The sequence below is a fragment of the Bradyrhizobium daqingense genome (assembly GCF_021044685.1).
GTDB classification, from domain to species: domain Bacteria; phylum Pseudomonadota; class Alphaproteobacteria; order Rhizobiales; family Xanthobacteraceae; genus Bradyrhizobium; species Bradyrhizobium daqingense.
Genome location: NZ_CP088014.1, coordinates 3,730,525 through 3,756,486, shown reverse-complemented (window position 1 = coordinate 3,756,486; position 25,962 = coordinate 3,730,525). Strand labels below are relative to the sequence as shown.

General features: G+C 64.3%; 22 protein-coding genes. 10 read left to right on the top strand and 12 right to left on the bottom strand.

Annotation, left to right across the window (positions count from 1 at the left end):
• Positions 1–4: 4 nt before the first annotated feature.
• From LPJ38_RS17885 to hpaR, 4 genes are all read right to left on the bottom strand, one after another.
• Complete coding sequence (locus tag LPJ38_RS17885; RefSeq protein WP_145627805.1) at positions 5–1,528, bottom strand: UxaA family hydrolase; 1,524 nt, start codon at positions 1,526–1,528, stop codon at positions 5–7.
• Between the two features lie 197 nt (positions 1,529–1,725).
• Positions 1,726–2,502 (bottom strand): HpcH/HpaI aldolase family protein, encoded by a 777-nt coding sequence (locus LPJ38_RS17880; protein WP_124160740.1) that lies wholly within the window; start codon positions 2,500–2,502, stop codon positions 1,726–1,728.
• 128 nt (positions 2,503–2,630) lie between these two features.
• Positions 2,631–3,716 (bottom strand): malate/lactate/ureidoglycolate dehydrogenase, encoded by a 1,086-nt coding sequence (locus LPJ38_RS17875; protein ID WP_145627808.1) that lies wholly within the window; start codon positions 3,714–3,716, stop codon positions 2,631–2,633.
• Between the two features lie 116 nt (positions 3,717–3,832).
• Positions 3,833–4,351 carry a homoprotocatechuate degradation operon regulator HpaR gene (hpaR, locus tag LPJ38_RS17870; protein WP_145627812.1) on the bottom strand — a complete coding sequence of 173 codons (519 nt, stop codon included), beginning with the start codon at positions 4,349–4,351 and terminating at the stop codon, positions 3,833–3,835.
• A 124-nt stretch (positions 4,352–4,475) separates the two neighbouring features.
• Here hpaR and hpaH point away from each other — a divergent pair, with 124 nt between their 5' ends.
• From hpaH to LPJ38_RS17855, 3 genes are all read left to right on the top strand, one after another.
• Positions 4,476–5,282, top strand: a complete 807-nt coding sequence (gene hpaH, locus LPJ38_RS17865; RefSeq protein ID WP_145627816.1) for a 2-oxo-hept-4-ene-1,7-dioate hydratase — start codon at positions 4,476–4,478, stop codon at positions 5,280–5,282.
• A gap of 45 nt (positions 5,283–5,327) precedes the next feature.
• Positions 5,328–5,726, top strand: a complete 399-nt coding sequence (locus tag LPJ38_RS17860; RefSeq protein WP_145627820.1) for a 5-carboxymethyl-2-hydroxymuconate Delta-isomerase — start codon at positions 5,328–5,330, stop codon at positions 5,724–5,726.
• Between the two features lie 81 nt (positions 5,727–5,807).
• Positions 5,808–7,436: a thiamine pyrophosphate-dependent enzyme gene (locus LPJ38_RS17855; protein WP_145627822.1), complete on the top strand. Its 1,629-nt coding sequence runs from the start codon at positions 5,808–5,810 to the stop codon at positions 7,434–7,436.
• A gap of 123 nt (positions 7,437–7,559) precedes the next feature.
• On the opposite strand, the gene alkB is transcribed toward LPJ38_RS17855, so the two are convergent.
• From alkB to LPJ38_RS17835, 4 genes are all read right to left on the bottom strand, one after another.
• Positions 7,560–8,213 carry a DNA oxidative demethylase AlkB gene (alkB, locus tag LPJ38_RS17850; RefSeq protein WP_145627824.1) on the bottom strand — a complete coding sequence of 218 codons (654 nt, stop codon included), beginning with the start codon at positions 8,211–8,213 and terminating at the stop codon, positions 7,560–7,562.
• Positions 8,214–8,222: 9 nt separating this feature from the next.
• Positions 8,223–8,969 carry a 2OG-Fe(II) oxygenase gene (locus tag LPJ38_RS17845; RefSeq protein WP_145627826.1) on the bottom strand — a complete coding sequence of 249 codons (747 nt, stop codon included), beginning with the start codon at positions 8,967–8,969 and terminating at the stop codon, positions 8,223–8,225.
• A 193-nt stretch (positions 8,970–9,162) separates the two neighbouring features.
• Complete coding sequence (locus LPJ38_RS17840; protein ID WP_145627829.1) at positions 9,163–9,852, bottom strand: DUF2848 domain-containing protein; 690 nt, start codon at positions 9,850–9,852, stop codon at positions 9,163–9,165.
• A complete protein-coding gene (locus tag LPJ38_RS17835) occupies positions 9,845–11,194 on the bottom strand; it encodes an amidase (RefSeq protein ID WP_145627834.1) in 1,350 nt (449 codons plus the stop codon). Before LPJ38_RS17835 ends, LPJ38_RS17840 begins: the two co-directional genes overlap by 8 nt.
• Positions 11,195–11,370: 176 nt before the next feature.
• On the opposite strand from LPJ38_RS17835, the gene LPJ38_RS17830 reads away from it, so the two are divergent.
• The 4 genes from LPJ38_RS17830 to LPJ38_RS17815 all read left to right on the top strand — a co-directional run bounded on the left by LPJ38_RS17830 (position 11,371) and on the right by LPJ38_RS17815 (position 15,222).
• On the top strand, positions 11,371–11,784 hold the full coding sequence (locus LPJ38_RS17830; RefSeq protein WP_145627838.1) for a Zn-ribbon domain-containing OB-fold protein: 414 nt from the start codon (positions 11,371–11,373) through the stop codon (positions 11,782–11,784).
• 3 nt (positions 11,785–11,787) lie between these two features.
• Complete coding sequence (locus LPJ38_RS17825; RefSeq protein WP_145627840.1) at positions 11,788–12,927, top strand: thiolase C-terminal domain-containing protein; 1,140 nt, start codon at positions 11,788–11,790, stop codon at positions 12,925–12,927.
• Positions 12,928–13,065: 138 nt separating this feature from the next.
• Positions 13,066–13,980 carry an SDR family NAD(P)-dependent oxidoreductase gene (locus tag LPJ38_RS17820; RefSeq protein WP_061848957.1) on the top strand — a complete coding sequence of 305 codons (915 nt, stop codon included), beginning with the start codon at positions 13,066–13,068 and terminating at the stop codon, positions 13,978–13,980.
• 129 nt (positions 13,981–14,109) lie between these two features.
• Positions 14,110–15,222 (top strand): SMP-30/gluconolactonase/LRE family protein, encoded by a 1,113-nt coding sequence (locus LPJ38_RS17815; RefSeq protein WP_145627843.1) that lies wholly within the window; start codon positions 14,110–14,112, stop codon positions 15,220–15,222.
• A gap of 117 nt (positions 15,223–15,339) precedes the next feature.
• On the opposite strand, the gene ppc is transcribed toward LPJ38_RS17815, so the two are convergent.
• Positions 15,340–18,132: a phosphoenolpyruvate carboxylase gene (gene ppc / locus LPJ38_RS17810; RefSeq protein ID WP_145627847.1), complete on the bottom strand. Its 2,793-nt coding sequence runs from the start codon at positions 18,130–18,132 to the stop codon at positions 15,340–15,342.
• 1,216 nt (positions 18,133–19,348) lie between these two features.
• On the opposite strand from ppc, the gene LPJ38_RS17805 reads away from it, so the two are divergent.
• The 3 genes from LPJ38_RS17805 to LPJ38_RS17795 all read left to right on the top strand — a co-directional run bounded on the left by LPJ38_RS17805 (position 19,349) and on the right by LPJ38_RS17795 (position 22,534).
• Positions 19,349–20,455 (top strand): TRAP transporter substrate-binding protein, encoded by a 1,107-nt coding sequence (locus LPJ38_RS17805; protein ID WP_158644727.1) that lies wholly within the window; start codon positions 19,349–19,351, stop codon positions 20,453–20,455.
• Positions 20,456–20,549: 94 nt separating this feature from the next.
• Positions 20,550–21,113 carry a TRAP transporter small permease subunit gene (locus LPJ38_RS17800; RefSeq protein WP_145627856.1) on the top strand — a complete coding sequence of 188 codons (564 nt, stop codon included), beginning with the start codon at positions 20,550–20,552 and terminating at the stop codon, positions 21,111–21,113.
• Complete coding sequence (locus tag LPJ38_RS17795; RefSeq protein ID WP_145627859.1) at positions 21,110–22,534, top strand: TRAP transporter large permease; 1,425 nt, start codon at positions 21,110–21,112, stop codon at positions 22,532–22,534. Before LPJ38_RS17800 ends, LPJ38_RS17795 begins: the two co-directional genes overlap by 4 nt.
• Before the next feature lie 73 nt (positions 22,535–22,607).
• On the opposite strand, the gene LPJ38_RS17790 is transcribed toward LPJ38_RS17795, so the two are convergent.
• The 3 genes from LPJ38_RS17790 to LPJ38_RS17780 form a co-directional block, all read right to left on the bottom strand.
• Positions 22,608–23,012, bottom strand: a complete 405-nt coding sequence (locus LPJ38_RS17790; RefSeq protein ID WP_145627863.1) for a YccF domain-containing protein — start codon at positions 23,010–23,012, stop codon at positions 22,608–22,610.
• Positions 23,013–23,078: 66 nt separating this feature from the next.
• Positions 23,079–24,170, bottom strand: a complete 1,092-nt coding sequence (locus LPJ38_RS17785; protein ID WP_145627866.1) for a rhomboid family intramembrane serine protease — start codon at positions 24,168–24,170, stop codon at positions 23,079–23,081.
• A gap of 174 nt (positions 24,171–24,344) precedes the next feature.
• A complete protein-coding gene (locus tag LPJ38_RS17780; RefSeq protein WP_145627869.1) occupies positions 24,345–25,889 on the bottom strand; it encodes an acyl-CoA synthetase in 1,545 nt (514 codons plus the stop codon).
• Positions 25,890–25,962 lie beyond the last annotated feature (73 nt).

The window sequence follows — 25,962 nt, the reverse complement described above, 5'->3', positions numbered from 1 at the left end:
CCGCTCACATCGTCGCGCCCAGCACCCAGGGCGCGAACTCGGCGCCGCCGAAATCGAAGCTCTCGCTCTTGGTCGGCTGGCCCGAAGCCGTCTTGAGGATGAGTTCGAAGATGCGCTGGCCGCACTCCTGCACGCTCTCCTCGCCTTCGAGGATGGTGCCGCAATTGACGTCCATGTCCTCTTCCATGCGCTTGTACATCGGCGTGTTGGTGGCGAGCTTGATCGAGGGCGCCGGCTTGCAACCGAACACGCTGCCGCGTCCCGTGGTGAAGCAGACGAGATTGGCGCCGCCGGCGACCTGTCCGGTGGCCGCGACAGGATCGTAGCCGGGTGTGTCCATGAACACGAAGCCCTTCTTGGTGATGGGCTCGGCGTAGCGCAGCACCTCGACGAGATTGGTGGTGCCGGCCTTCGCCATCGCACCGAGCGATTTCTCGAGGATGGTGGTGAGACCGCCGGCCTTGTTGCCGGGGCTCGGATTGGCGTTCATCTCGGCGCCTTCGCGCGTCGTGTATTCGTCCCACCAGCGCATGAGATCGACCAGCTTCTCGCCGACCTCGCGGCTGACGGCGCGGCGCGTCAACAGATGCTCGGCGCCATAGGTCTCCGGCGTCTCCGACAGGATGACCGTGCCGCCGTGGCGCACGATGAGATCGCTGGCGGCACCGAGCGCGGGATTGGCGGATACGCCGGAATAGCCGTCCGAGCCGCCGCATTGCAGGGCCACGGTGAGCTCGCTCGCTGGCACGGTCTCGCGCTTCACCTTGTTGGCGTCGGCCAGCGCCTCGCGCACGAAGGCAATGCCTGCCTCCACCGTCTTGCGGGTGCCGCCGACCTCCTGGATGTCCATCGCGCGCAGGCGCCCGGCAAGCTTCTGCTCCTCCATCAGGCCGCCGATCTGGTTCACCTCGCAGCCGAGGCCGAGCACGATGACATGGGAGAAATTGACGTGCCGCGCATAGCCGCCGAGCGTGCGGCGGAGCAGCGCCAGGGGCTCGTTCTGCGTCATGCCGCAGCCGGTCTTGTGGGTCAGCGCGACCACGCCGTCGACATTGGGGAAGTCGGCGAGCGGATTGTCGCCGGTGAAGGGATTCTTCTTGAAGACGTCGGCGACGAGGCTCGCCACATGCGCGCTGCAATTCACCGAGGTGAGTATCCCGATATAGTTGCGGGTGGCGACGCGGCCGTCCGGACGGCGGATACCCTCGAAGGTCGCCGGCAGGTCGAAATTCGGCGTCGGCTTGACGTCGGCGCAATAGGCATAGTCCTTGGAGAAATCGCCCATGCCGCAATTCTGCGTGTGCACGTGCTGGCCCGGCGCGATGGGTTGCGTGGCAAAGCCGATGATCTGGCCGTAGCGCTTGACCGGCTCGCCCATCGCGATCGGCTTGATCGCGACCTTGTGGCCGGAGGGAATGCGCTCGACCGTGGTCACGCCGTCGGCGACCACCGTGCCCGGCGGCAGGCTCGCGCGCGCGATCAGCACGCCATCATCGGGATGCAGGCGGATGACGGGGCTGATGGTCATGGGAGTTCTCCTTTATCGAAATTATCGTGCCCCGGACGCAGCGCAGCGTGAAACGGTGCGCTGCTGAGCCGGGGCCCAGTGTTACGTCATGCGCTTCGCCAGCTTCTGGGTCCCGGCTCTGCGGCGCATCACCGTAGCGCGTCGAAGACGCGCGTAAACGCGCTTATGGTGCTGCGCCGCGTCCGGGACACGGAAGCTCAAGCTTTCCCGCCGGAATCCTTGCGGGTCGCGTTCACCTGCATCTTGGCGTAGGTCGTCATCAGGCCGACCTCGTTCGAGAGCGTCACGAGCTTGAAGCCCATGTTGATGGCGCGCGCTGCGCCTTCGGCGCCGCTGCAATGGATGCCCGGGTTGAGGCCGCGCTTGCCGCACTCCTTGATGATCTTCTCGTAGATCGCGAGGATCTCCGGCTCGCTGCGGTCGAGCTTCGGCTCGAGGCCGTAGGAGAAGCCGAGGTCGGACGGGCCGATATAGACGCCGTCGATGCCTTCGACGTCGAGGATCGCTTCCATGTTCTCGACCGCGGTCCTGGTCTCCATCATCGGCAGGAGCACGATCTCGTCGTTGGCCGTCTTCTGATAGGAGCCCGCAGTGCCGTACATGCCGGCGCGGATTGGGCCGTTGGAGCGCACGCCTTTCGGCGGGTACTTCGAATAGGAGACCAGGTTCCTGGCTTCCTGCGGCGTGTTGACCATCGGGCAGATCACGCCATAGGCGCCGCCGTCGAGCACCTTGCCGATGATGCCGGGCTCGTTCCAGGGCACGCGGACCATCGGGGTGACCGGGTGCTTGTCCATGGCCTGGAAGCACTGGACCATCGACAGGTAATCCTGCACGCCGTGCTGCATGTCGACGGTGACGCTGTCGAAGCCGCATTGCGCGACCATCTCGGCCGAGAAGCCGGAGGGGATTGCGAGCCACGCGTTGACAACGGCCTTGCCCGACTTCCAGATTTCCTTGACCTTGTTCGCCACGTTGCCTTCCTTCTTTGTTGTTTGGACCGTGTGATTTGGACCATCGTCATCATGACGAGCGCCGCGACAGCACGACCAGCTGTTACCGCGAACCGGGCCACAGCGCTACGCTCGCAATGGCGCAAGACCTATGCGGTCGCGCTCTGGATGCTGACTTCGCTGACGCCGACCTCGCGGGCGGTGTTCACTATTGCCGCCCAGGTGTCATCCGGCAAGGGGATGCCGTTCCGGGTCCGCTCGCTGCGGGTTTTCCGCTCGGGATCGCCGGGAATCAGCACCTGATCGACCCCGGCCATCGGCTTGGTGGCACGGATGAAATCGACATAGCGCGAGACTTCGCCGTCGAACAGGTTGGAAGTGTCGACCACCTTCGGATCGACATAGAACGCCAGCATGCCGTTGGCAAAGCGTCGCCCGCCCGATGTGGCCCCGGTTCCGGTCAAGGCCCCGCCCAGGAGCTCGCACATGAAGGCCAGGCCCGAGCCCTTGTGCTCGCCGAAGGCGCGGATGGCGCCGGTGCCCCTGGTGTGATCGCGCGGCCCGTCAGGGGTGAACGGCCCGTAGAGCACGACCGGGTCCTCGCTCAAGGTCCCGTCAGAATCGACCAGCGCGCCCTTCGGCAGCTTCTTGCCGCCGCGGCTTGCGACCAGCACCTTGCCCTCGGCGACGACCGAGGTGGCAAAGTCGAGCACGATCGGGTCCTGGCCTTCGCGCGGGATGCCGACGCAGTATGGCGCAGTCGACAGCCGCTTCTCGACGCCGCCGAACGGCGCCACCAGCAGCGAGCCCGCAGCGTTGACGAAATGGATCGAGATGAGACCTTCGGCCGCGGCCATCTCGGCCCAATCGCCGACACGGCCGATATGGCCGGCATTGCGCAGTGCGACCGCGGCGAGGCCCGCTTTCCTGCACTTCTCGATGCCGATCCGGACCGCCTGCGGCGTCACGGTCTGGCCGTAGCCGAACTTGCCGTCGACCACCGCGAGCGATGGCGTGTCGAGCACCACCTCCGCGTTCTGGTTGGGCACGACCGAGCCGGTCTTCTGCCAGCGGATGTAGACGGGCACGCGGATCACGCCGTGGCTGTCGTGGCCGGTCAGGTTCGCGGTGGTGAGATAGGTGGCGATGCGCCTGGCTTCTTCGGGTGAGGATTGCGCATGCGCGAAGACTTCGGTGACGAAGTCGATGAGCTTCTGGACCTGAATGGTGACCATGACGGCCTGCGTGCCTCCACTCGCGCCGATTTTTCAGAGATCGGCTTGGCAGCAGTTTGAACGAGAAAGCGCGCGGATGTCCATGGCCGTGGCCGCACGGGCGCGCATATCAGCCGTCACTCCTCGGCACTTGCCTCTTCGCTTGCGCCGAGGCCTGCGAGACTCTGTTCGAGCTCGCCGAGCATCTCCTGCAAGTCGGCGAGCTTGCGTGCGCCAAAGCGTCGCGTGATCTCCGCATAGATCGCCTCCGAGGTCGGCGCCACCGAGGCCATCAGCTTCACGCCCTCTTTCGAAATCGAGACCATGCTGCGGCGCTGGTCCGCCTTCGCCGTCTTGCGCTCGATCAGATTGCGCGCCTCGAGGTCGCGCAGGATGCGCGACAGGCTCGGGCCGAGCAGGAACGCGGTGCGCGCGAGTTCCGTGACCTCGACCGCCTCGATGGAAGCGAGCGCGCGCAGGATGCGCCACTGCTGCTCGGTCAAGCCGTGCTCGCGCAGCGAGGGGCGGAATTGCCGCATCACCGCCTCACGAGCCCGCAGCAGCGACATCGGCAACGAGCGCGAGAAATCGCGCATCGGCACCTGCCGTGCGGCAGGTCCGCCTCCATTCGCAGGATCAGCCGGTCTCTTCACCATGACGCCCTTTCATGCCGCCAAACGTTTGCAGTGCAGCAAGCCGAATTTGCGTTTGACGCATTCACTTAACATGTTAAGTATCTCCTTGCACTACGATTTGTAAGATCACACGCCTTGAGATCACATGGCGCTTTCCGACGACGATATCCAAGCTTGCGCGAGACGTCTGCACCAGGCGGAGAAGACCCGCACGCAGATCCGGCAGCTCTCGCAGGACTTCCCTGACATCACCATCGCGGATGCCTACGCGATTCAGAAGGCCTGGGTCGACGCCAAGATCGCGGAGGGGCGCATCGTCAAGGGCCATAAGATCGGCCTGACCTCGAAGGCGATGCAGAGCGCACTCAACATCGACGAGCCTGACTCCGGCGTGCTGCTCGACGACATGTTCTTTGCCGATGGCGGGCTGGTGCCGACCGAGCGCTTCATTGCGACGCGTATCGAGGCCGAGCTCGCCTTCGTCATGAGCAAGCGCCTGTCGGGTCCTGACTGCACCATGTTCGACGTGCTCAACGCCACCGATTTCGTGGTGCCGGCGCTGGAGATTCTGGACACGCGCATCGAGCGGGTCGACGCCAAGACCAAGGCCACGCGAAAGATATTCGACACCATCGCCGACAATGCGGCCAATGCCGGCATCGTGCTCGGCGGAAGGCCGATCCGGCCGCTGGATGCCGACCTGCGCTGGATCGGCGCGCTGTGCTTCAGGAACGGCCAGCTCGAGGAAACCGGCCTTGCCGCCGGCGTGCTCAATCATCCCGCGACCGCGGTGGCCTGGCTCGCCAACAAGATCGCGCCGCTCGGCCTTGCGCTGGAGCCCGGGCAGGTCGTGCTCGCCGGCTCCTTCATCCGTCCGATCGAGACCCGCAAGGGCGACACAATTCAGGCCGATTATGGCGCCTATGGCTCGGTGAGCTGCTACTTCGCCTGACAAATAAATCGGTCGGCGAATGAGAAGACAGGGAGTGAAACCGCGATGCCGCATTTCACCATCGAATATTCGGCCAATCTCGACGGCCGTCTCGACATGGCCTTGGTCTGCGAGGTCGTGCGCAAGGCGGCAGTCGAGACCGGCATCTTCCCGCTCGGCGGCATCCGGGTTCGCGCCCTCCGCTGCGAGCACTATGCGATCGCGGACGCACGACAGGATTACGCCTTTCTCGACATGGTGCTGCGCATCGGCGAAGGCCGCGATCTGCCGACGCGCCAGAAGGCCGGCGAGCATGTCTTCCAGGCGCTCTCCAAGCATCTCGATCCGGTCTTCGCCGCCAGCAAGTTCGCCCTGTCGTTCGACATGCAGATCAACGACAAGGACACCAGCTGGAAGCGCAACAACATCCATGACGGCCTGAAAGCGCAAGCATCCGCGGGCTGACGTTTCGGAAAGCCGCGGGCTCCGCGTTCTGCTGAACGGCACTGTCGAGGAACCTGAACTCCAATAGAAGTGGATAGCGCAATGACCACCCTCACCGGCGGCGAAGCGATCGTAAGCGGGCTCGTCGCCCATGGCGTCGACACCGTGTTCGGCCTGCCCGGCGCGCAGGTCTACGGCCTGTTCGATGCCTTCCACCAGGCCCAACTCAAGGTGATCGGCGCGCGGCACGAGCAGGCCTGCGGCTACATGGCGTTCGGCTATGCGCGCTCCAGCGGCAGGCCCGGCGTGTTCAGCGTGGTGCCCGGCCCCGGCGTGCTCAACGCCAGTGCGGCGCTGCTCACCGCCTTCGGCTGCAACGAGCCGGTGCTGTGCGTGACCGGTCAGGTGCCGACGTCATTCCTGGGCAAGGGCCGCGGTCATCTGCACGAGATGCCCGACCAGCTCGCGACCTTGCGCACCTATGTGAAATGGGCGGACCGGATCGAATATCCCGGCGACGCGCCGACGGTGGTGGCACGTGCGTTCCAGGAGATGATGTCGGGACGGCGTGGCCCCGCCTCGGTCGAGATGCCCTGGGACGTCTTCACGCAGCGCGCCGACACCGCCGCCGCGCAGGTGCTGGAGCCGCTGCCCGCGCCGCGGCCTGATCCTGATTTGATCAAGAAAGCGGCGGCGCTGGTCAAGTCCAGCAAGGCGCCGATGATCTTCGTCGGCAGTGGCGCGATCGAAGCGCGCGAGGAGATTCTCGAGCTCGCCGAGATGATCGATGCGCCCGTCGTCGCCTTCCGCAGCGGCCGTGGCATCGTCTCCAACGCGCATGAGCTCGGGCTCACCATGGCGGCTGCCTACAAGCTGTGGCCGACGACCGATCTGATGATCGCGATCGGCACCCGCGCGGAATTGCCGGCTTCAGGTTTCCGCTGGCCGTATCAGCCGCAGGGACTGAAATCCATTCGCATCGACATTGATCCGGCCGAGATGCGCCGGCTCGCCTCCGATGCGGCCATCGTCGCCGACGCCAGGGACGGCACGGCCGATCTCGTCGCCGCCGTGAAGAAGGCCGGCTATGCCAAGAGCAGCGGCCGGCGCGGAGACATCCGCGAGGCCACGGCATCAGCGCAAGCCGAGATCCAGCGAATCCAGCCGCAGATGGCGTATCTCAACATCCTGCGCGAGGTGCTGCCGGCGAACGCGATCGTCACGGATGAACTATCACAGGTGGGCTTCGCCTCCTGGTACGGTTTTCCGGTTTACGAGCCGCGTACCTTCATCACATCAGGGTATCAGGGCACGCTCGGCTCGGGCTTTCCGACCGCGCTCGGCGCCAAGGTCGCCAATCCCGACAAGCCGGTGGTCGCCATCACCGGCGACGGCGGCTTCATGTTCGGCGTGCAGGAGCTCTCCACCGCCGTGCAGTTCAACATCGGGGTGGTGACGCTGGTGTTCAACAACAACGCCTACGGCAATGTCCGCCGCGACCAGCGCCAGCATTTCGACGGCCGCGTGGTGGCGTCCGATCTCGTCAATCCGGATTTCGTCAAGCTCGCGGAGTCATTCGGCGTGGCGGCCGCGCGCGTCACCGCGCCGGACCAATTCAAGGCGGTGCTGGAGAAGGCGCTTGGCCATGGCGGGCCGTATCTGATCTCGGTCGAGGTGGACAGGGATTCGGAAGTGAGCCCGTGGGCGTTCATTCACCCGCCGAAGCCTTAGTTATCCTCATGGTGAGGAGGCGCGTGAGCGCCGTCTCGAACCATGAAGGCCCCGCTCGTGCAGCTCGGCCTTCGTCCTTCGAGATGCTTGCTTCGCAAGCTCCTCAGGATGAGGAGAGATAGATCACCGCGTCCTGCGAAATGTCAGATTGATCCGTTTCCGCCCGAGCAGCGCATGCTCGCCCTCGGCGAGCGGCGCGACGCCGTGATAGGCGAGCCTTGACGGGCCGCCCCACACCACGACGTCGCCATGGACAAGTCGAAAGCGCCGCGGCTTGTCGCTGCGCGCGAGGCCACCGAACAGGAAGGTGGCGGGCAGGCCGAGCGAGACCGAGACGATCGGCGCGGAATAGTCGAGCTCGTCCTTGTCCTGATGCAGCGACAGCCGCGTGCCGGGCTCGTAGCGATTGACGAGGCAAGCATCGGGCGCAAAGGCCTTGAAGCCGCCCTGCTCTGCCGCGCGGCGGGCGAGATCGCGCAACACCGACGGCATCGGCGGCCAGGGCGCACCGGTTCGCGGATCGATGGGATCATAGCGATAGCCGGTATGATCTGTCATCCAGCCGCGCTCGCCGCAATTGGTCATGGCTACCGACATCTGATGGCCACCGGGCGTGGTCATGCGCCGGAACGGCGATTGCGCGACGATCGCGCGCACGGCCTCGATCAGCTCGCTTTCGATCGGCCTGACGAAGCCGCGCAACAGCACGGCGCCATCGGCGATCTCCTCGCGCGACGGCTGGGCCTCGGCCACGCTGTCGAACAAATCAGCCGTCAATGGCTCCGCTCATTTCGCATCATGAAAGATCACACCCAGCGTGTGGCGCTGGCCGGATCGGATCCGACTGACGCCATGGCGCATGTTAACGCGGTAAGTGCCGCGTGTCCCCTGCACCGGGCGATGATGCACAGCGAAGGCGACGGCATCGCCCTGCGCCAGCGGCACCACCTCGGCACGCGACTGCATGCGCGGCCGCTGCTCGGTCAGCACGAACTCGCCGCCTGTGAAGTCTCGGCCCGGCTCGGACAGGAGGATCGCGACCTGGATCGGGAACACATGCTCGCCATAGAGGTCCTGATGCAGGCAATTGTAGTCGCCGGCTTCGTACTGCAGCAGGAGCGGTGTCGGCCGGGTCTGGCCGGCGTCGTGGCAGCGCTTCAGGAACGCCGTGTGCGCGGCGGGATAGCCGACGTCGATCCCCATCGCCTCGTTCCAGCGGTTGGCGACGGCTTGTAGGTGCCCATAGAGCGCGGGGCGCAGCTGCGCGATCAGGTCGGGCAGCGGATAGGAGAAATATTTGTACTCGCCGCGGCCAAAGCCGTGGCGGCCCATGACGATCCGGCTGCGGAAATGCGTGTCGTCAGGGTAGAGGCCGGCGATGGCGCGGCAATGGTCCGGAGTGAGAAGGTTTTTCAGGACCGCGCAGCCTTGGGCGTCGAGCTCGGCGGTGATCTGCGGCCAGTCGAGTGTATTGAGCTGGGCGGCAAGGTCGATGGACGACGTTTGGGGCGATTTGCGTGCGGTCATTGTCATGGCAATCACCTTTGCAGCCCGGCCTTCGCCCCGCCACCCGATTTCCGATGATTATGTCCTCGTCATTGCGAGCCATCTGGTCCGCGCGAAGCGCGGCCCGATGACAGGCTCCGCGAAGCAATCCAGGAGCCCTCCGCGGAACCAGTCTGGATTGCTTTGTCGCAAGGGCTCCTCGCAATGACGCGGAGAGGTCTCAGCCCCTCACCGGCAGCGTCACCACGTCGTAGCCGTGCCGGATCGTGCGATTCAGCACGGGATCTTCAAGCTCGAAATCGAAGCGATCCGCTGGGCGAATGCCGCCCTTGGCGGCGAAGGTGCCGCCGAACATGGCGCAGCCATCGGGCAATTTTCCGCCGGGGAAGCCGCCGCGCGCAATGAGATCCTCGACCGGCAGCATCGCATCGAGCGTGCCCTCCTGGTAGAGCACGCGTTCGCCCTTGATAGTGGCGTAGGAGCGCAGGATCATCCTGTCCCAGTGGCCGATGACGTCCTCCAGCTCCCACAGCGTCGAGGCGATCGGCTTGTCGCACATCTGCTTGGAGACCGTGACGCTGTAGGCCTCGACCTTGCGGTCGGTGTGATCGGAGCCGCAGCCGACGAAGATGCGACCCTGCCAGCCGATCAGCACGAACTCGACCTCGCCGCTGGAATCGCCGCCGGTGCATTCGATGCTGCCTTCCTGGGTCAACCGCCGTGCCGAGGCGCGGTAGTAGATCGGCGTCGAGGCCGGCGGGGCGATGCCCATCTCCTGCAGCTCTTTGATGTGCTTGTCGCGTGCGACGGGGTCGCGGCCGGTCCAGCCAGCGATGACCATCTGGCCGATGGCCAGCGTCAGCGGCGTGGTGGTGTCCTGGGCGTCAACGGTGAAGGTCAGGTCAAACACGGATCACGGCCTCCATGCCGGCAGCAAGCTCGAAGATACGGCGGTCGGATCCGCCCGTCCCCGCCAGCATCAGGCCGACGGGAACATCGCCCGCGCGATGACAGGGCAGCGAGATGGCGCAGCCGTCGATCAAATTGATCAGGCTGCAATTGCGAAGAGCGCGGATGTTTTCGCGGGTGAATACCTGATCGTCGGCGAGGTCGGCGATCTTCGGCGGCGTGTTGGGCGTGGTCGGCAGCACCAGCGCGTCATAGGGCGCGATGCGCGCATTGACGCGCGCGATCAGCGAGCGGCGTTCGTTGAGCAGGTCGATGTAGTCGGCCGCGCTCTGCGCCTCCCCGCGCATGATGCGCACGGCCACCCTGGGGTCGTAGACGTCGCCCTTGGACGTGATGAGATAGCGATGCCAGGCATAGCTTTCGGAGGCGGCAAAGCCGCCCTTGGCATTCATCGGACCGATGTCATGGAATTCGGCCATTTCGATGCGCTCGATGATGGCGCCGTGATCGGCAAGGGATTTAAGCGCACGCTTGAATGTCGCGGAGACCTCTGCATCGAGATCGTCGAGCGCGATCGTGGTCGGCACGGCGAGTCGCATGCCCTTCACCGGGCGCGGCTTGAGCGGAACGATCGGCTCGTTCGCGAGCACCGCATCGAGTATGGCACAGCAGCTGACCGATCGCGCCAGCGGCCCGATGCTGTCGAGCGAGAACGACAGCGGCACCGAGCCGTCGAGCGGCACGCGGCGCTGCGTCGGCTTGTAGCCGACGATGCCGTTGAAGGCGGCCGGAATCCGGCAGGAGCCGCCGGTGTCGGTGCCGAGCGCGCCATGCGCCATGCCGTCGAGCACGGACACTGCCGCGCCGGAGGACGAGCCGCCGGGCACGTGGCCTTCGGCCCGGTTCCAGGCGCCCTTCGGCGTGCCGTAATGCGGATTGATGCCGATGCCGGAATAGGCGAACTCGGTCATGTTGGTGCGTCCGATCACGACGAAGCCGGCCTTGCGCAGGCGCGCCACCGTCACGGCGTCCTGCTCGGCCGGCGAGGAATCGTCGAGCGCGCGCGAGCCGGCGCGCGTCACCTGACCCCTGATGTCGAAGAGGTCCTTGATCGAGATCGGGATGCCGGCATAGCGCGAGGGCGCTGCCTTGGCCCTGCGTAGGCCGTCCATCGCATCCGCCGCCGCGAGCGCGCCGTCCTTGTCGACATGAATGAAGGTGCGCTGGCCCTCGCCCGCGGGGTCGGCGATCCTGGCGATGCAGGCCTCGACCAGCTTGCGGGAGGTGGTGCGGCCGCTTTCGAGGTCTTCGGCGAGCTTCGCCAGTGTCGGAAAATCGGGCATGTCTGTCTCACGGAATATTGGCGCGCGCAATCTATAGCGCTGGCTCAGCGCGACACAAGCATTGTGCGCATGATGGCATGCATGCGCATTGCTGGACCGTTGACGCGCCATGGTCGATTGTCGCATCAAGATCGAAACAGGCGGGCGGAAGCCTGTCTTTTGGAGGAGCCGCCGAGATGGCCGAACCGCAGCGCGCGCGACCGAAACCGACGCCGGAGACCCAGCATTTCTGGGATGGCACGAAGGCGGGCGAATTGCGCCTGCAGCGCTGCGACGCCTGCGCGCATGTCTATTTCCCGCCGCGCCCGTTCTGCCCGTCCTGCGCCTCGCGCAAGGTTTCGGTGTTCAAGGCGAGCGGCAAGGGTTTTCTCTACAGCTACGTGATCAACCATCGTCCCGCCGCACCGGGCTTCACGCCGCCTTACGCGATCGCGGTGGTCGAGCTCAATGAGGGGCCGCGCATGATGAGCAATATCATCGACTGCCCGCAGACGCCGGAGGCACTCGCGCTCGACATGAAGCTCGAGGTCGCCTTCGAGCAACTCGACGACAAGATCACCCTCCCCGTCTTCCGTCCGGCGAAGGGGTAGACCATGCGCAGGAACCAGGTTGCCGTCGTCGGCGCGGCCGAGACCACCGAGCTCGGCGTCATCCCCAGCGCCTCGCAGCTTCAGCTCCACGCCGATGCGGCGCTCAATGCCATCGCCGATGCCGGGCTCAAGCTCTCGGACATCGACGGCTTCGCCACCGCGGTCGAGACGCCGCAGCAGGTCTGCCATTATCTCGGCATCAAGCCGACCTGGGTGGACGGCACCTCGGTCGGCGGCTGCTCCTTCATGCTGCACGTCCGCCACGCAGCGGCAGCGATCGAAGCGGGCCTGTGCAAGACCGTGCTGATCACCCATGCCGAGAGCGGCAAGTCGATGATCGGCAAATTGCCGCGCTCAACGCCGGCCGACAGCCTCAACGGCCAGTTCGAGGCGCCCTATGGCGTCTACGGGCCGCCCAGCATGTTCCCGATTCCCGTGCTGCGCTTCATGAAGACCTACGGCATCACGCACGAGCAGCTGGCTTCGGTGGCGGTGGTGCAGCGGGAATGGGCGGCGAAGAATCCGCGGGCGATGATGAAGGACCCGATCACGGTCGCCGACGTGCTCAACTCGCGCATGATCGCCTATCCGTTCCGCCTCCTGCAATGCTGCCTCGTCACCGACGGCGGCGGCGCGCTGATCCTGACCTCGGCCGACCGCGCCAGGGATTTTCCGCGCAAGCCCGTCTACATCATGGGGACCGGCGAGAGCGTGGAGACGCCGATGGTCAGCCAGATGGAGACCTTCAACTCCTCGCGCGCGTTCAAGACCGCGGGGCCGCTGGCTTTCAAGGAGGCCGGCATCGCGCACAAGGACGTCGACCATCTCATGATTTATGATGCCTTCGCGCATCTGCCGCTGTTCGGCCTCGGCGATCTCGGCTTCATGCCTTATGAGGAGACGGGAAGGTTCATCGCCGACGGCAACACGCGGCCGGGTGGCAAGCTGCCGCTCAACACCAATGGCGGCGGGTTGAGCTACATGCACTCCGGCATGTACGGCATGTACGCGTTGCAGGAGAGCGTGCGGCAGATGCGCGGGATCGCGCCGGCGCAAGTGCCGAACGCGAAGATTTCGGTGTGCCACGGTGTCGGCGGCATGTTCGCGGCGAGTGGCACGATCGTGTTTACGAACGAAAGGTAAGGCGGCGCGGAATTACCTATCCGTCATTGCCGGGCTGACCCGGCAATCCATCCTCTTCTGAAGATGGATGCGCGGGTCAAGCCCGCGCATGACAAGCTGGGTTAGCCGCAGCCGCGGAGACAACACAGAGAGGCTACCATGAGCAAATCACTACAAGACAAGGTCATCATCGTCACCGGCGCGGGCCGCGGCATCGGGCGCGAGATCGCGCTGCTGTGTGCTGGCGAAGGCGCCAAGGTCGTCGTCAACGATCCCGGCGGCGCCGCGGACGGTGCCGGTGCGAACGCTGCGCCGGCCGAAGAAGTGGTCGAGGAGATCAAGAAGCGCGGCGGCACGGCAGTCGCCAATTTCGAGTCGGTGGCGGAGGCGATCCCCGCCAGCAAGATCGTGAAGACCGCGACCGATCATTTCGGCCGGCTCGACGGCGTCGTCAACAATGCCGGCATCTTGCGCGACATGATCTTCCACAAGATGAGCGTGGAAGCCTTCGAGGCCGTCATCAAGGTGCATCTGATGGGCTCGTTCTATGTCAGCCACGCCGCGGCGCGGATCTTCCGCGAGCAGGAGTCGGGCTCCTTCGTGCACTTCACCTCGACCTCGGGCCTGATCGGCAATTTCGGCCAGGCCAATTACGCCGCCGCCAAGCTCGGCATCGTCGGGCTGTCGAAGTCGATCGCTCTCGACATGGGCCGCTTCAACGTCCGCTCCAACTGCGTCTCGCCGTTCGCCTGGACCCGTATGATCGGCACCATCCCGACCGAGACCGATGCCGAGAAGGCGCGCGTCGAAAAGATCAAGCAGATGGGACCGGAGAAGATCGCCCCGCTCTGCGGCTACCTGCTCGGCGATTCCGCCAAGGACGTCACCGGACAGATCTTCGGGGTGCGCATGAACGAGATCTTCCTGTTCAGCCAGAACCGGCCGATCCGCTCGGTGCAGCGGAACGAAGGCTGGACGCCGCAATCGATCGCGGAACACGGCATGCCGGCCCTGAAGGGCTCGTTCTACAAGCTCGACCGCTCGGCCGACATCTTCACCTGGGATCCCGTGTAAGGATTTCGTCCAGCCGCATTTCCGGCATCCCTGCCCTGCAATCTCCGGCTGTCTCAGCCCGAGATTGCCCAGCTTTATGCCCGATTGCGGGCAGATGTTGGCCTCCCAACAAAACTTTGGGAGGAAACCATGACAAGAATACCGACCAACTCCGATGGCGCTCACGTAACTGGCGGCCTTGGCCGCCGCACGCTCCTCAAAGGCACGGCGGCCCTCGCCGCCTCCACCGTCCTGGCCTCGCAGGCCAACGCCCGCGATTTCGGCGCTAATGCCGAGCCGCAGCGCTATCCCGACCCCGACATCGTCGCGATCGACCCCAAGCGCTTCAAGGCCAAGGTCGGCAACACTGCGATCAAGCGGCTCTACACCGGCTGCCTGTGGGCGGAGGGGCCGGCCTGGAACGCGCAGGGACAATATCTCGTCTGGAGCGACATCCCCGCCAACCGGCAGCTGCGCTATCTCGACGACGACGGCCACATCTCCGAACAGTTCCACAAGCCGTCGAACGAGGCCAACGGCAATTCGTTCGACACCGAGGGACGCCAGCTCACCGCCGAACGGACGCGCCTCGTCCGTTACGAGCACGACGGCTCGGTGACGACGCTGGCCGAGCAGGCCAATGGCAAGCCGCTCAACGGCCCGAACGACATGGTCGTGCATCCCAACGACAAGGCGATCTGGTTCACCGATCCCGGCTATGGCGCGATCAGCATCTATGAAGGCAAGCTGGCCAAGACCGGCTCGCTGCAACCGCATCAGAAGGAAGCGGTCTATCGCCTGGACACCCAGACCGGGCAGGTCGCGAAGGTCGCCGACGACCCGTTCAAGCCGAACGGCATCGCCTTCAGCCACGACTACAAGAAGCTCTATGTCTGCGACACCGGCATCACGCATTATCCTGAAGCCAAGAATGTGGTGTGGTCTTACGACATCGACGGTGCCAAGCTGTCGAACCCAAAGAAGCTGATCGATATGACGCTCGACGGCAAGTCAGGCTTCCCGGACGGCTTGCGTGTCGACACCGAGGGCAACATCTGGGTCGGCGCCGGCTGGGTCGGTCCCGGCTATGACGGCGTGCAGGTGTTCGCACCAAACGACGGCGCGCGCATCGGCCAGATCCTGCTGCCGGAGACCTGCGCCAATGTCTGCTTCGGCGGCAAGAAGCGCAACCGCCTCTTCATGACCGCGAGCCAGTCGCTGTACGCGGTGTACGTGGAGACGCAGGGCGCGCATTTCTGTTGAGGCGTACGCTCTCTCCTCGTCATGCCCGGGCTTGACCCGGGCATCCACGCGTCTGCGCTTGCTGAAACACGTGGATGGCCGGTTCAAGCCCGGCCATGACGACCGAGGGAGTAGCTCCTACCCCGTATTCCTTAACCCCGCCGAGATGCCGTTGATCGTCAGCTGGATCCCGCGCAGCACCTGCTCGTCCGGGTTCTGCGCGCGGTGCTCCTTGAGTAGCTCGACCTGCACGTGGTTGAGCGGGTCGAGATAGGGGAAGCGGTGGCGCACCGAGCGTTCCAGCAGCGGGTTGCTCTGAAGCAGCCGGTCCTGGCCCATGATGTCGAGCAATGTCTCGATACAGGAATGCCATTCGCGGCGGATGCGGCCAAAAATCTTTTCGCGCAGGGCTTCGTCCGGCACGAGCTCGGCATAGCGCGAAGCGATCGCGATCGAGCTTTTCGCCAGCACCATGTCCATATTCGACAGCAGCATGCGGAAGAACGGCCATTCCCTGTAGAGCTCCTTGAGGAATGGCATGCCCTTGTCGGGATGTTCTGCGATCCACTGCTCGACCGCGCTGCCGAAGCCGTACCAGCCTGGCAACATCAATCGACACTGCGCCCAGGAGAACACCCAGGGAATCGCACGCAGATCCTCGATCGCGCGGGTCTTCTTGCGTGAGGCCGGACGGCTACCGATGTTGAGCGTCGCGATCTCGTTGATGACGGTCGATGACCAGAAATAATCGACGAAGCCGTCGGTCTCGTAGACGAGGCCGCGATAAGCCTTGAAGGCAAGGTTCGAGAGCTCGTCCATCGCGGTGAGGTATTCGCGGCGCGGCGCGCTTTGGCGCGGATGCAAGAGGCTCGCCTCCAGCGTCGCGGCGGCAAGGATCTCCAGATTGTTGCGGCCGACTTCCGCGTTGGAATATTTCGATGAGATGATCTCGCCCTGCTCGGTGATGCGGATCTGGCCGTTCACGGCGCCGCCGGGCTGGGCGATGATCGCGTCATAGCTCGGGCCGCCGCCGCGGCCGACCGAGCCGCCTCGGCCGTGGAACAGGCGCAGGCGAACGCCGTGGCGTTCGAACACGTCGACGAGGCCGATCTCGGCCTTGTAGAGCTCCCAGCCCGAGGTGACGAAGCCACCATCCTTGTTCGAATCGGAATAGCCGAGCATGACCTCCTGCACGCTGCCGCGGCTGTCGACGAGGCGGCGGTAATCGTGCAGCGAGAGCATGCGGTCCATGATGCCGGAGGAGGCCTGCAAGTCCTCGATGGTCTCGAACAGCGGCACGATGTTGATGGCGCTGCGTCCGGAGGGATGGACGAGGCCCACTTCCTTCAAGAGCACCGCGACCTCGAGCATGTCGGACATGCCCTTGCACATCGAGATGATGCATTGAGGAATCGCGTCCGAGCCGAACTTGGCATGCGCTTCCGCGGCGGCATGGAAGACGTTGAGCTCGCCCATGGTCTCGTCGCTGTATTTGACGAAGGGCGAGACCAGCGCGCGCGTCGAGCGCAGCTCGTTGGTGAGCAGCGAGATGCGGGCTTCTTCTCCGAGCGCGAGATAGGACATGCCGGGATTGGCAGCGTCCATCAGCTCCGCGATGGTGCGCTCGTGCACCGCGGAGTTCTGGCGGATGTCGAGCCGCGCCAGATGGAAGCCGAAGCAGTCCACGGCGCGCCGCAGGAGCCGCAGCCGGCCGCGCGCGATGACGCGGGCGTTGTTGGAGATCAGCGAGCGATGCAGTACGTCCAGATCGGCCTGCAGCTCCTTGACGCTCTCGTACGGCTTGCCCTTGCCAACCGGCCGCCGCGTGATCTCGACCTCGAGCTTTTCGGCCGTCGCGGTGAGGCGCGCATAGATGCCCGACACCGCGAGGCGATAGGGCTCGCCGCTCCGGTGCGGCGAGGTGTCCGGCGAGCGCTCCGCAAGTGTCCGCAGCTCTTCGGAGACGTCGGCGAGATGGGCCGCGATCGACAGCTCGGCGCCGAGAACATGGAGTTCGTTCAGATAGAACTGCATGACGCGGCTCGACTGCAGCCGCAGCGTGCCGCGCATGACGTCGGCGGTGACGAAGGGATTGCCGTCGCGGTCGCCGCCGATCCAGCTGCCCATGCGCAGGAACGAGGCGAGCTCGCTGGCGGCAGCCTCGCCGCCCTCCTCCAGCCGGTCCTCCAGCGCGTTGACGAGGCGCGGCACCTCGCGCAGGAAGGTGTAATCGTAGAACGACAGGCCGTTGGAGACCTCGTCGAGCACCGTGAGCTTGGTTCGGCGCAAAAGGTTTGTCTGCCACAGCGTCAGCACCTCACGGCGAAGCTGCTCGTCGCTGGCCTCTGCCTCTTCCGCGGTCAGCGCCACACGCTCGCGGCGGTCGAGCAGGCCGGCGACCTCCATCTCGCGGTCCATGGTGCTCTTGCGGCGCACCTCGGTCGGGTGCGCGGTCAGCACCGGGCTGACCAGCGCCGTTTTGAAGAAGCTACGCAGCGCATCGGGGCCGATGCCCGCTGCCTTGGCATGGGCGAGCGTCTCCGCCAGCACGCCGGCGTTCTTGCCCGTGCCGCGGGCCCGCATCTGGCGGATGTTGTTCTGGTCCTCGGCGATGTTGGCGAGGTGGGAAAAATAGCTGAAGGCGCGGACGATGCGCACCGTCTCGGAGATCGACATGCCGTCGAGGATCTGCTCGAGCTCGCGTCGGGCAAGCCGGTCCTCGTCGCGGTGGAACCGGATCGAGGTCTGGCGGATGCGCTCGACCAGATCGAAGACATCGGCACCCTCCTGGTCGCGCACGGTGTCGCCGAGGATGCGCCCGAGCAGCCGGATGTCGTCCCGCAGCCGCGCCTCGGCCTCTAGAGCCTGAGCGTCCTCGGGGCGGTTTGGGCGAGTGTCGGTGCTGTCGGATGATATGGTCTGGAGGGACATGGCTCGCTCCTCTTGCAGAGCTCCCTGTGGCTCCCCGGCCTGTCGAGTGTGCGATATTTTTCTGCCGCAGCGCAAGATGAACTTGGGAGCGGCGCACACTGCCGCATTCGTGTCCCGGACAAGCAGCAACGCCCCCTAAGCGTTGCTGCGCAGAGCCGGGACCCACGCAGCCACCGCGTACACGCGGCAACATGGGCCCCGGCTCTACAGCGCACTGCTGAAGGAGCGCTGCGTCCGGGGCACGAGAGCTGCCTGGTCTATCTCCGTAAACACACTTCCGCGATCTCGCGGCACATTTCGCCCGAGCTTTGCTGTCCGTTCCGCCCTCATCGAGAAGAAAGGGCGCAGGAAAGGCCGGGCGCCGGCTGGCACCCGAAGTCCGCACGCGACAAGACGCACGCGGGGTTGACCACAGGTGATGCCGGACGCCCGGCCTTCCCTGCGCAATGGTGTTACGGCTTATGGCGCGCTCTCCCCGGGGAGCGATGCACTATTGCCCCCGTCGCCTTGCGGATCGCTGATGCGCGCTCCCGGTCGGGCCGCTTCATCACCGCAAGCCTTGACGCACAGACCCCGGGCGTCAGGACCACACGCTTTTGCCGTACGCGGACGTTCCTCCCCGGGCGGCCGGAAGCTCGCGCGTGCTCACCCCCGGCGCCGAAAAGAAACGCTGTGACCGCGCCGTGTCGTGCCGCGGATCGAGACGGCTCACGGGGTTCGCCCGCCCTGCCATCCCGTCACGCGTCGGCGCTGCCGTGTCCATCGCATCCCGGCCTACGGTTCGTGACGCTCGCGAAACGCCCCTTTGACCGGCCGGGATGGAATGCGGTTTAGCCGAAATTGCGAATTCGGTCAATCAGAATATTTGCACTCCCGCCACTTGACCTGCATTGGCGTGTTTTGCCCGTCGGGCAACGCGAGGCATGGTGTGCGCCGCATCGCCTGGCCGCGTCCCGCAGCAGCGAAGGGCGCCCCCCGGCGTCTGGTTTGCCACCGACAGACAGCGCAACAAACGAATGGAGGTTCGTCGCCGAAGGGCAAAGAGCTGACGTCTCGACCATGTCCACTTCCAGCGCTTGCTACGGCCAGAAAGCAAGATGACAACTTGCGGCGATGGTGGCAGAATGATGACAGACGTGGTTTGAAGACTTGGCGACCAAGAACAACGAAGAGAATAGTTCGCCGCGGTCACGTTGTCCAAGGGAGGAGATGGCTCATGAAACGCATGTTTCTGGGACTGGTCGCCGTTGCCCTGATCGCTTCGGCGTTTGTCGTATCCACCACAACAGTCATGGCGCAGACGAAGGTGTTGAAGATGCAGGCCACATGGCCGGCGTCGCTCACGCTCTATGACAACTTCACCTATTTCGTCGATCGAGTGAACAAGCTGTCAGCCGGCGCGCTGAAGATCGAGGCGATGCCCGCCGGCCAGGTCGTGCCGGCGTTCGAGGTGCTGGACGCAACCAACAAGAAGGTGCTCGACGGAGCGCATGCGTGGGCCGGCTACTGGACCGGCAAGAACAAGACCGCGATCCTGTTCACCGGCGGTCCCGGCGGCACCTTCGGCATGGACTTCGTGGACGTGATGGGTTGGCTCTATCACGGCGGCGGCCTCGAGCTTTACAACGAGTTTTATCAGAAGGAGCTCAAGCTCAACCTCGTCGTGTTTCCAATCCTGCCTGCAGGGCCGCAGGCGTTCGGCTGGTTCAAGAAGCCGATCCAGACGGTCGAGGACATGAAGGGCATGAAATGCCGCCAGACCGGCATGGCCGGCGAAGTGTGGCAGGCGCTCGGCTTCACGGTGGTCAACATGCCGGGCGGAGAAATCATTCCCTCCGCGCAACGCGGCGTGATCGATTGCGCCGAATGGGTCGGCGGCATCGAGGACATGCAGCTCGGCTTCCACAACGTCTGGAAGTATCACTATTCACCCGGCTTGCATGAGAACGTGACGGTCGGCGAGCTCGTGATCAACGGCGATGTGTGGAAGGAGCTCAGCCCGCAACATCAGGAGATCATCAAGTCGGCGGCCAACGAGACATTCCTCGTCTGGTGGACCAAGTGGCAGCGCCAGAACGCCGATGCGCTGATTGAGATGCAGCAGAAGCACGGCGTACAGATCCTGCGCACGCCGACGGAGATCCTGCTGGCCTTCATCAAGAAGTGGGACGAGATCGCGGCCGCTGAGGGCGCCAGGAACCCGTTCTTCAAGAAGGTGCACGACTCGCAGAAGGCGTATGCCAGCGCTGTGGTGCCGTACAAGAGGTCTTACTTCCCGCCATACTCCTTCATGGCGAATTACTACTTCCCAACCGAGAAATAGGACTTCCTCCGAGGGCGGCCGATTTGACCGCCCTCAATTCGCACGCAGGCGGCCTGTTTTGCGCCGCACGAATGATCGGCGAAAGGGGCGAGGCATGGCTGAGATAACAGGCGGGCAGCCACCGGCGCTTCTGGCTATCGTCAGGATGATCGACGGCTTCACCGACCGGACCGGCACGATCATCTCGTGGCTCTCGGTGCCGCTGGTTCTCGCCGTCGCCTATGAGGTTGGGGCGCGTTACCTGTTCAACGCGCCGACCATATGGGCCTACGACGCAACCTACATGCTGTACGGCTCGCTCTTCATGCTTGGCGCCGCTTACGCGCTGCACAAGGGTGCTCATATCCGTACCGACTTCTTCTGGGAGAAGTTCTCGATCCGTAGGAAGGGCTGGATCGATACGATCTCCTATGTCGTCTTCTTCTTCCCGAGCCTGATCATGCTGTTCCTGATCAGCTGGAACGAATTTCACTACGCCTGGCTGATCAACGAGACTTCGGACCAGACTCCCTGGCGGCCCGTGCTGTGGCCGTTCAAATTCGTCGTGCCGCTCGCCTGCCTCCTGCTGCTGGTCCAGGGCGTGTCCGAGTTGATCAAGAGCATCTACATGGCGCGCACCGGCGTCGAGCTGGAGCATAAGGAGAAAGTCGAGATATGACCGCAGAAGCGCTCATCGGCCTCATCATGCTGCTGGTGCTGCTGGGCGCGATCTTCATCGGTGTGCCGATCTCGTTCACGTTGCTGTTTCTCGCCTTCTCCTTCGGTTACTGGGGCATGGGCGGGACGGTCTTCGAGCTTGGTTACTTCCAGACCATCGGCATGATGAAGGAAGAACTTCTCGCCGCCGTACCGCTGTTCATCTTCATGGGCTTCATCACCGAGCAGGCGGGACTCATGGAGCGCCTTTTTACGGCGTTCCGCATGCTGCTTGCGCCGGTGCGCGGCGCACTCTTCCTCGTTGTCATCCTGACCTCGACCGTGTTCGCGATGGCGACAGGCATCGTCGGCGCAGCCGTCACCGTTCTTGGCATCATGGCATCGCCGATCATGACGAAGGCGGGCTATGATGCCAAGCTTTCAGCGGGCACCATCACGGCGGGCGGCACGCTCGGCATTCTCATTCCCCCGTCGGTCATGCTGATCGTGATGGGGCCGGTGCTCGGAGTTTCGGTCGCCGATCTCTATGCTGCAGCCTTCGGACCGGGCTTTCTGCTGGCCGGCATCTACATCATCTATCTGATGGGCCGCTCCTTCATCAATCCCAAGCTCGGGCCGCCAGTGCCAAAGGATGAGCGGATCTACTCCGCTGGATACATTGCACGCGAGGTGGCCGTCGGCACGCTGCCGCTGCTCGGGCTCATCACGGCGACGCTCGGCTCGATCATCGGGGGGCTTGCGACGCCGACGGAGGCCGCCGGCATCGGCAGCGTCGGCGCGCTGATCCTGGCCATCGCATATCGCAGGTTCTCGCTCAGCGGACTGCAACGGGCGCTGATCTCGACGATGGCGACGTCGAGCATGGTCCTCCTGCTGGCGGTCACGTCGAACATTTTCGGTGCGGTGTTCGCCCGCCTTGGCTCAGCGAACTGGATCACCGAGACGATGCTCGGCCTGCAGTTGCCGCCGAGCCTCATGCTGATTGTCGTGCTTCTTCTCATTTTCCTGCTGGGGTGGCCGTTTGAGTGGCCGGCCATCATCCTGGTGTTTCTGCCGATCTTCTATCCTGTCGTGAAAGGCATGGGCATCGACCTCATATGGTTCGGAGCGTTGGTTGCGGTGGTGCTGCAGACCGCCTTCCTGTCGCCGCCCGTCGCCATGTCAGCGTACTATCTCAAGCAGGTGGTCAAGGGCTGGAGTCTCGGAACGATCTACGCTGGCATGTTCCAGTTCATGGTGCTGCAGGTGATCTGCGTTGGCCTGATGATTGCCTTCCCCGGAATTGCGACCTGGTTCCCACACACGCTGCATGAAGCATCTCGCAGCCAGGTGATCCCGGAGGAGTACAGAAAAATCCTGGAACAGCAGAAACAAGCACCGTCCCTGGAAGACGAGGACTGGTTGACACCAAAAAAGAAGTAGCCCGCGCGATTGAGTCCGCGACGGCGCCACATGGCTGCGCCCTGCCGCCGAACGCCGACGTTGAGGCAACGTCCTAAGCCGGCACGATCACCTTGCCGATCGGCCACAGCGCGATGCCCGCGAGCTTGAGGTGGGCCCATGCGAAGGGGATGCCGATGATGGTGACCGCGAGCAGCACCGCGGTCACGAGGTGACCGAGTGCCAGCCACCAGCCGGCGAGCACGAACCAGATGATGTTGCCGATCACCCCGAGCGGGCCGGTGCCGATATCCTCGACACCCGTGACGTCGTAGCGGTTGACCGCGCGCGAGCCGAAAGGCAGCAGCGTGTAGACGGCGATGTTGAACGCCGCCCGCGCCCAGGGCAGGCCGATGATGGTGATCGCCATGACAATTGCGGCGATCAGCCAGCCGAACGCCATCCAGGCGCCGCCGATGAGGATCCAGAGGATGTTGAGGAGAATGGATACGGGGGTCATGGGATTCAGGAGCCTCGAGATTATCCGCGTTCAACAAGCAGGCATATAGGGTGCGATCTCCGGAAATCAAAGACCATGGCGACGACTGCGTTCAGCTTGCAGTGACGTGCCGACAAATCCAACATCCGCGATCCCTCGCAGAATCTCCTTCGCACCGAGACCAAGCGTCAGCGCGGCGACGCCAACCGCGGCAAGTCCGGAGATGAGAATGGAATTCGGGCAGAACATGACAAGAAACAGATCGAGCGGAATGTATCCAATTGGCATGTGCGGCCAGCAAGCAAATGTCAGCGCCCAACCGCACAACAGCACAGCAACAGCGTTCGCTCCGGCCAGGGCCGGCACGACGACCGCGAGTCCCTTTTTCATGGAGAGCGCGAGATCGACCATCTTCACGACGGCACAGCATGCGACCACGATGACGGCCATCAGCCCCCATGCGGAAGCGCCTGTAGCGATGCTCTGAGCCGGACCGCTCCACGCCCACAGCGCCATGACGCAGGCTAGCAGGATGAGGTTGACCTTGACGACCTCGGGAAACTTGCAACGAAGCGTCCAGGCATTCGCTTTTTCGACAAGGTCGAGCAGTGCGCAGGTGATCAATCCGGCTGCAAAACCGCCGAGATGGACGCCCCAGTCTACCCGCGAATTGCCGAACGCGAACGCAATGTTCAATCCAATGTTGATAGCGAAGAAGTCGAACCCGACGTCGAGCTTGCCGAGTATCCACAGGCAGAGCAGCGCGCCGAGGATGCCGGACGTGGCGCCGGACGCGCCGACTGTCAAATAAGGCGTGGAATGGATGCCATTGCCTATGACGGCACCTAACACCATCGCGCAGAGGTAGATGACAAGGAAATAGGCCGGCCCGACCCGCCGCTCGAGATGCGCGCCCCACAGCACCAGGCACAACATGTTCATGGTGAGGTGGACGAAATCAACGTGCAGGAAGCCATACGCGACGAGGCGCAAGTACTCGTGCCGCGCGATTGCGGTCGCATACATGCCGCCGAACCGATACAGCAACTCCGCCGGCGCCGACGCGCCGCCCGCCAGGATGAAGCAGAAACCCGACGCGAGGACAGTGACCGTCATCAGCACGTAGACGGCGGCATGGGGGACTTCGAAGAAACCAGGACTGGCACGGTATGAGGGCATGAATGATCGCAGCGGTTGGCGTGGGAACGCCAACTTAGCCGAGCCGGCCGATTATTGCTACTCCAGCGTGTGCCCGGCGGCCTCGGCTGCCGCCCCCTCGAACTTCGGCGCGCTTCTCTATGCGTAAGCGAAAATTGGTAGTCACGCTTCCGCTTTGTCCACCCTCCGATATCGTCAGATCCTCCGTCCCGCCCGCTCCCAATAGGGATCACGCAGCCGGCGCTTGAAGATCTTTCCGGAATCTTCGCGCGGCAGGCCGCTGCGGATCTCGATGTGCTTTGGGACCTTGTAGTCGGCGAGATGGGCCTTCAGCGCGGCGCGGACATCGGTGGCATCGAGCGTGGCGCCGGCCTGCGGCTCCACCACCGCCATCAGCGCCTCGCCGAACTCGGCATCGGGGATGCCGAACACCGCGCAATCATGCACGCCGGGAACGGCATGCAGCACCGATTCGATCTCGGCCGGGTAGATGTTGACGCCGCCCGAGATCACCATGTCGCGCTTGCGGTCGCAGATGAAGACGTAGCCGTCTTCGTCGATATAGCCGACATCGCCGGAGGTGATGAAGCCGTCGCGGTCGATCTCGGCCCGCTTCTCCGGCTTGTTGTGGTAGGTGAAATCGGCAAGCTCGGCCATGCGAGAATAGATCTCACCGATTTCGCCGGCACCGAGCACGCGGCCATCCTCCCCGATGAAGCGCAGCTCTGCGCCGGGCGACACCTTGCCGACCGTGCCGGGCTTCCTCAGCGCATCCTCTGATGTTGCGAAGGTGACGGCGCTGGATTCGGTCGAGCCGTAGAACTCGTAGATCACCGGCCCCCACCATTCGATCATGGCGCGCTTGACGTCGGCCGGGCACGGTGCTGCGGCGTGAATGATGTGACGCAGCGAGGAGACGTCGTACTTCTTGCGGACCGCCTCCGGCAGCTTCATCAGGCGGATGAACATGGTCGGCACCATGAAGATGGTGTCGACCTCGTAGCGCTCGATCTGCGCGAGAAATTCCTCGGGCTCGAAGCGCGGCATCAGAACCAGCGCGCCGCCGAGCTTGCCGGCGCGGATGCCGAACGAGTTCGGCGCGGAATGATAGAGCGGTCCCGGCAGCAGCGCGCGGGCGCCGGGCTTGAGCCCATAGATCATCGCGCGCATGCGCTCACCGGCCGCCTGCTGCTCCGGCGTCGGCGCATTGCGGCGGACGCCCTTGGGATGGCCTGTCGTACCCGAGGTGTAGATCATGTTCATGGGCTGCGGCACGACCGGGCCGTCATAGGGCTCGTGCTGCGCGAGCCAGGATTCGAAATCGACTGCGAAGTCAGGGGGCGCCAGATGGTCGGGGTCAATCTTGTAGTTGGAGATGATTTCCGGCGGCGTCGGCACGCTGAGCACGGTGACATCTGCGGGAATCGCATTGCGCAGGGCATGCAGCATGTCGGCATGTCCGATCAGCACGGACGTGCCGGTATCGCCGAGGATGTAGCTGATCTCCTCCGGCTTGAAGTGCCAATTGATCGGCACGCCGTAGGCCCCGAGCCGCATTGCGGCATAGGCCGCCTCCAGGAAGGCGATGTCATTCCGCATCAGCATGCAGACGCAGTCGCCCGGCTTGACGCCGATTTTGGCAAGGCCGGAGGCGATGCGGTCGGCGCGGGCTGCGACTTCGGCATGGGAACGGCGGCGTTCGCCAGAGACGATGCCGAGGAAGTTGGACGTTTCGCTCATTGTTGTTTTTCTTTGTTGCCAGCGACGGTGGCAGTTGGTCGTCATCACCGGGCTTGTCCCGGTGATCCACGTC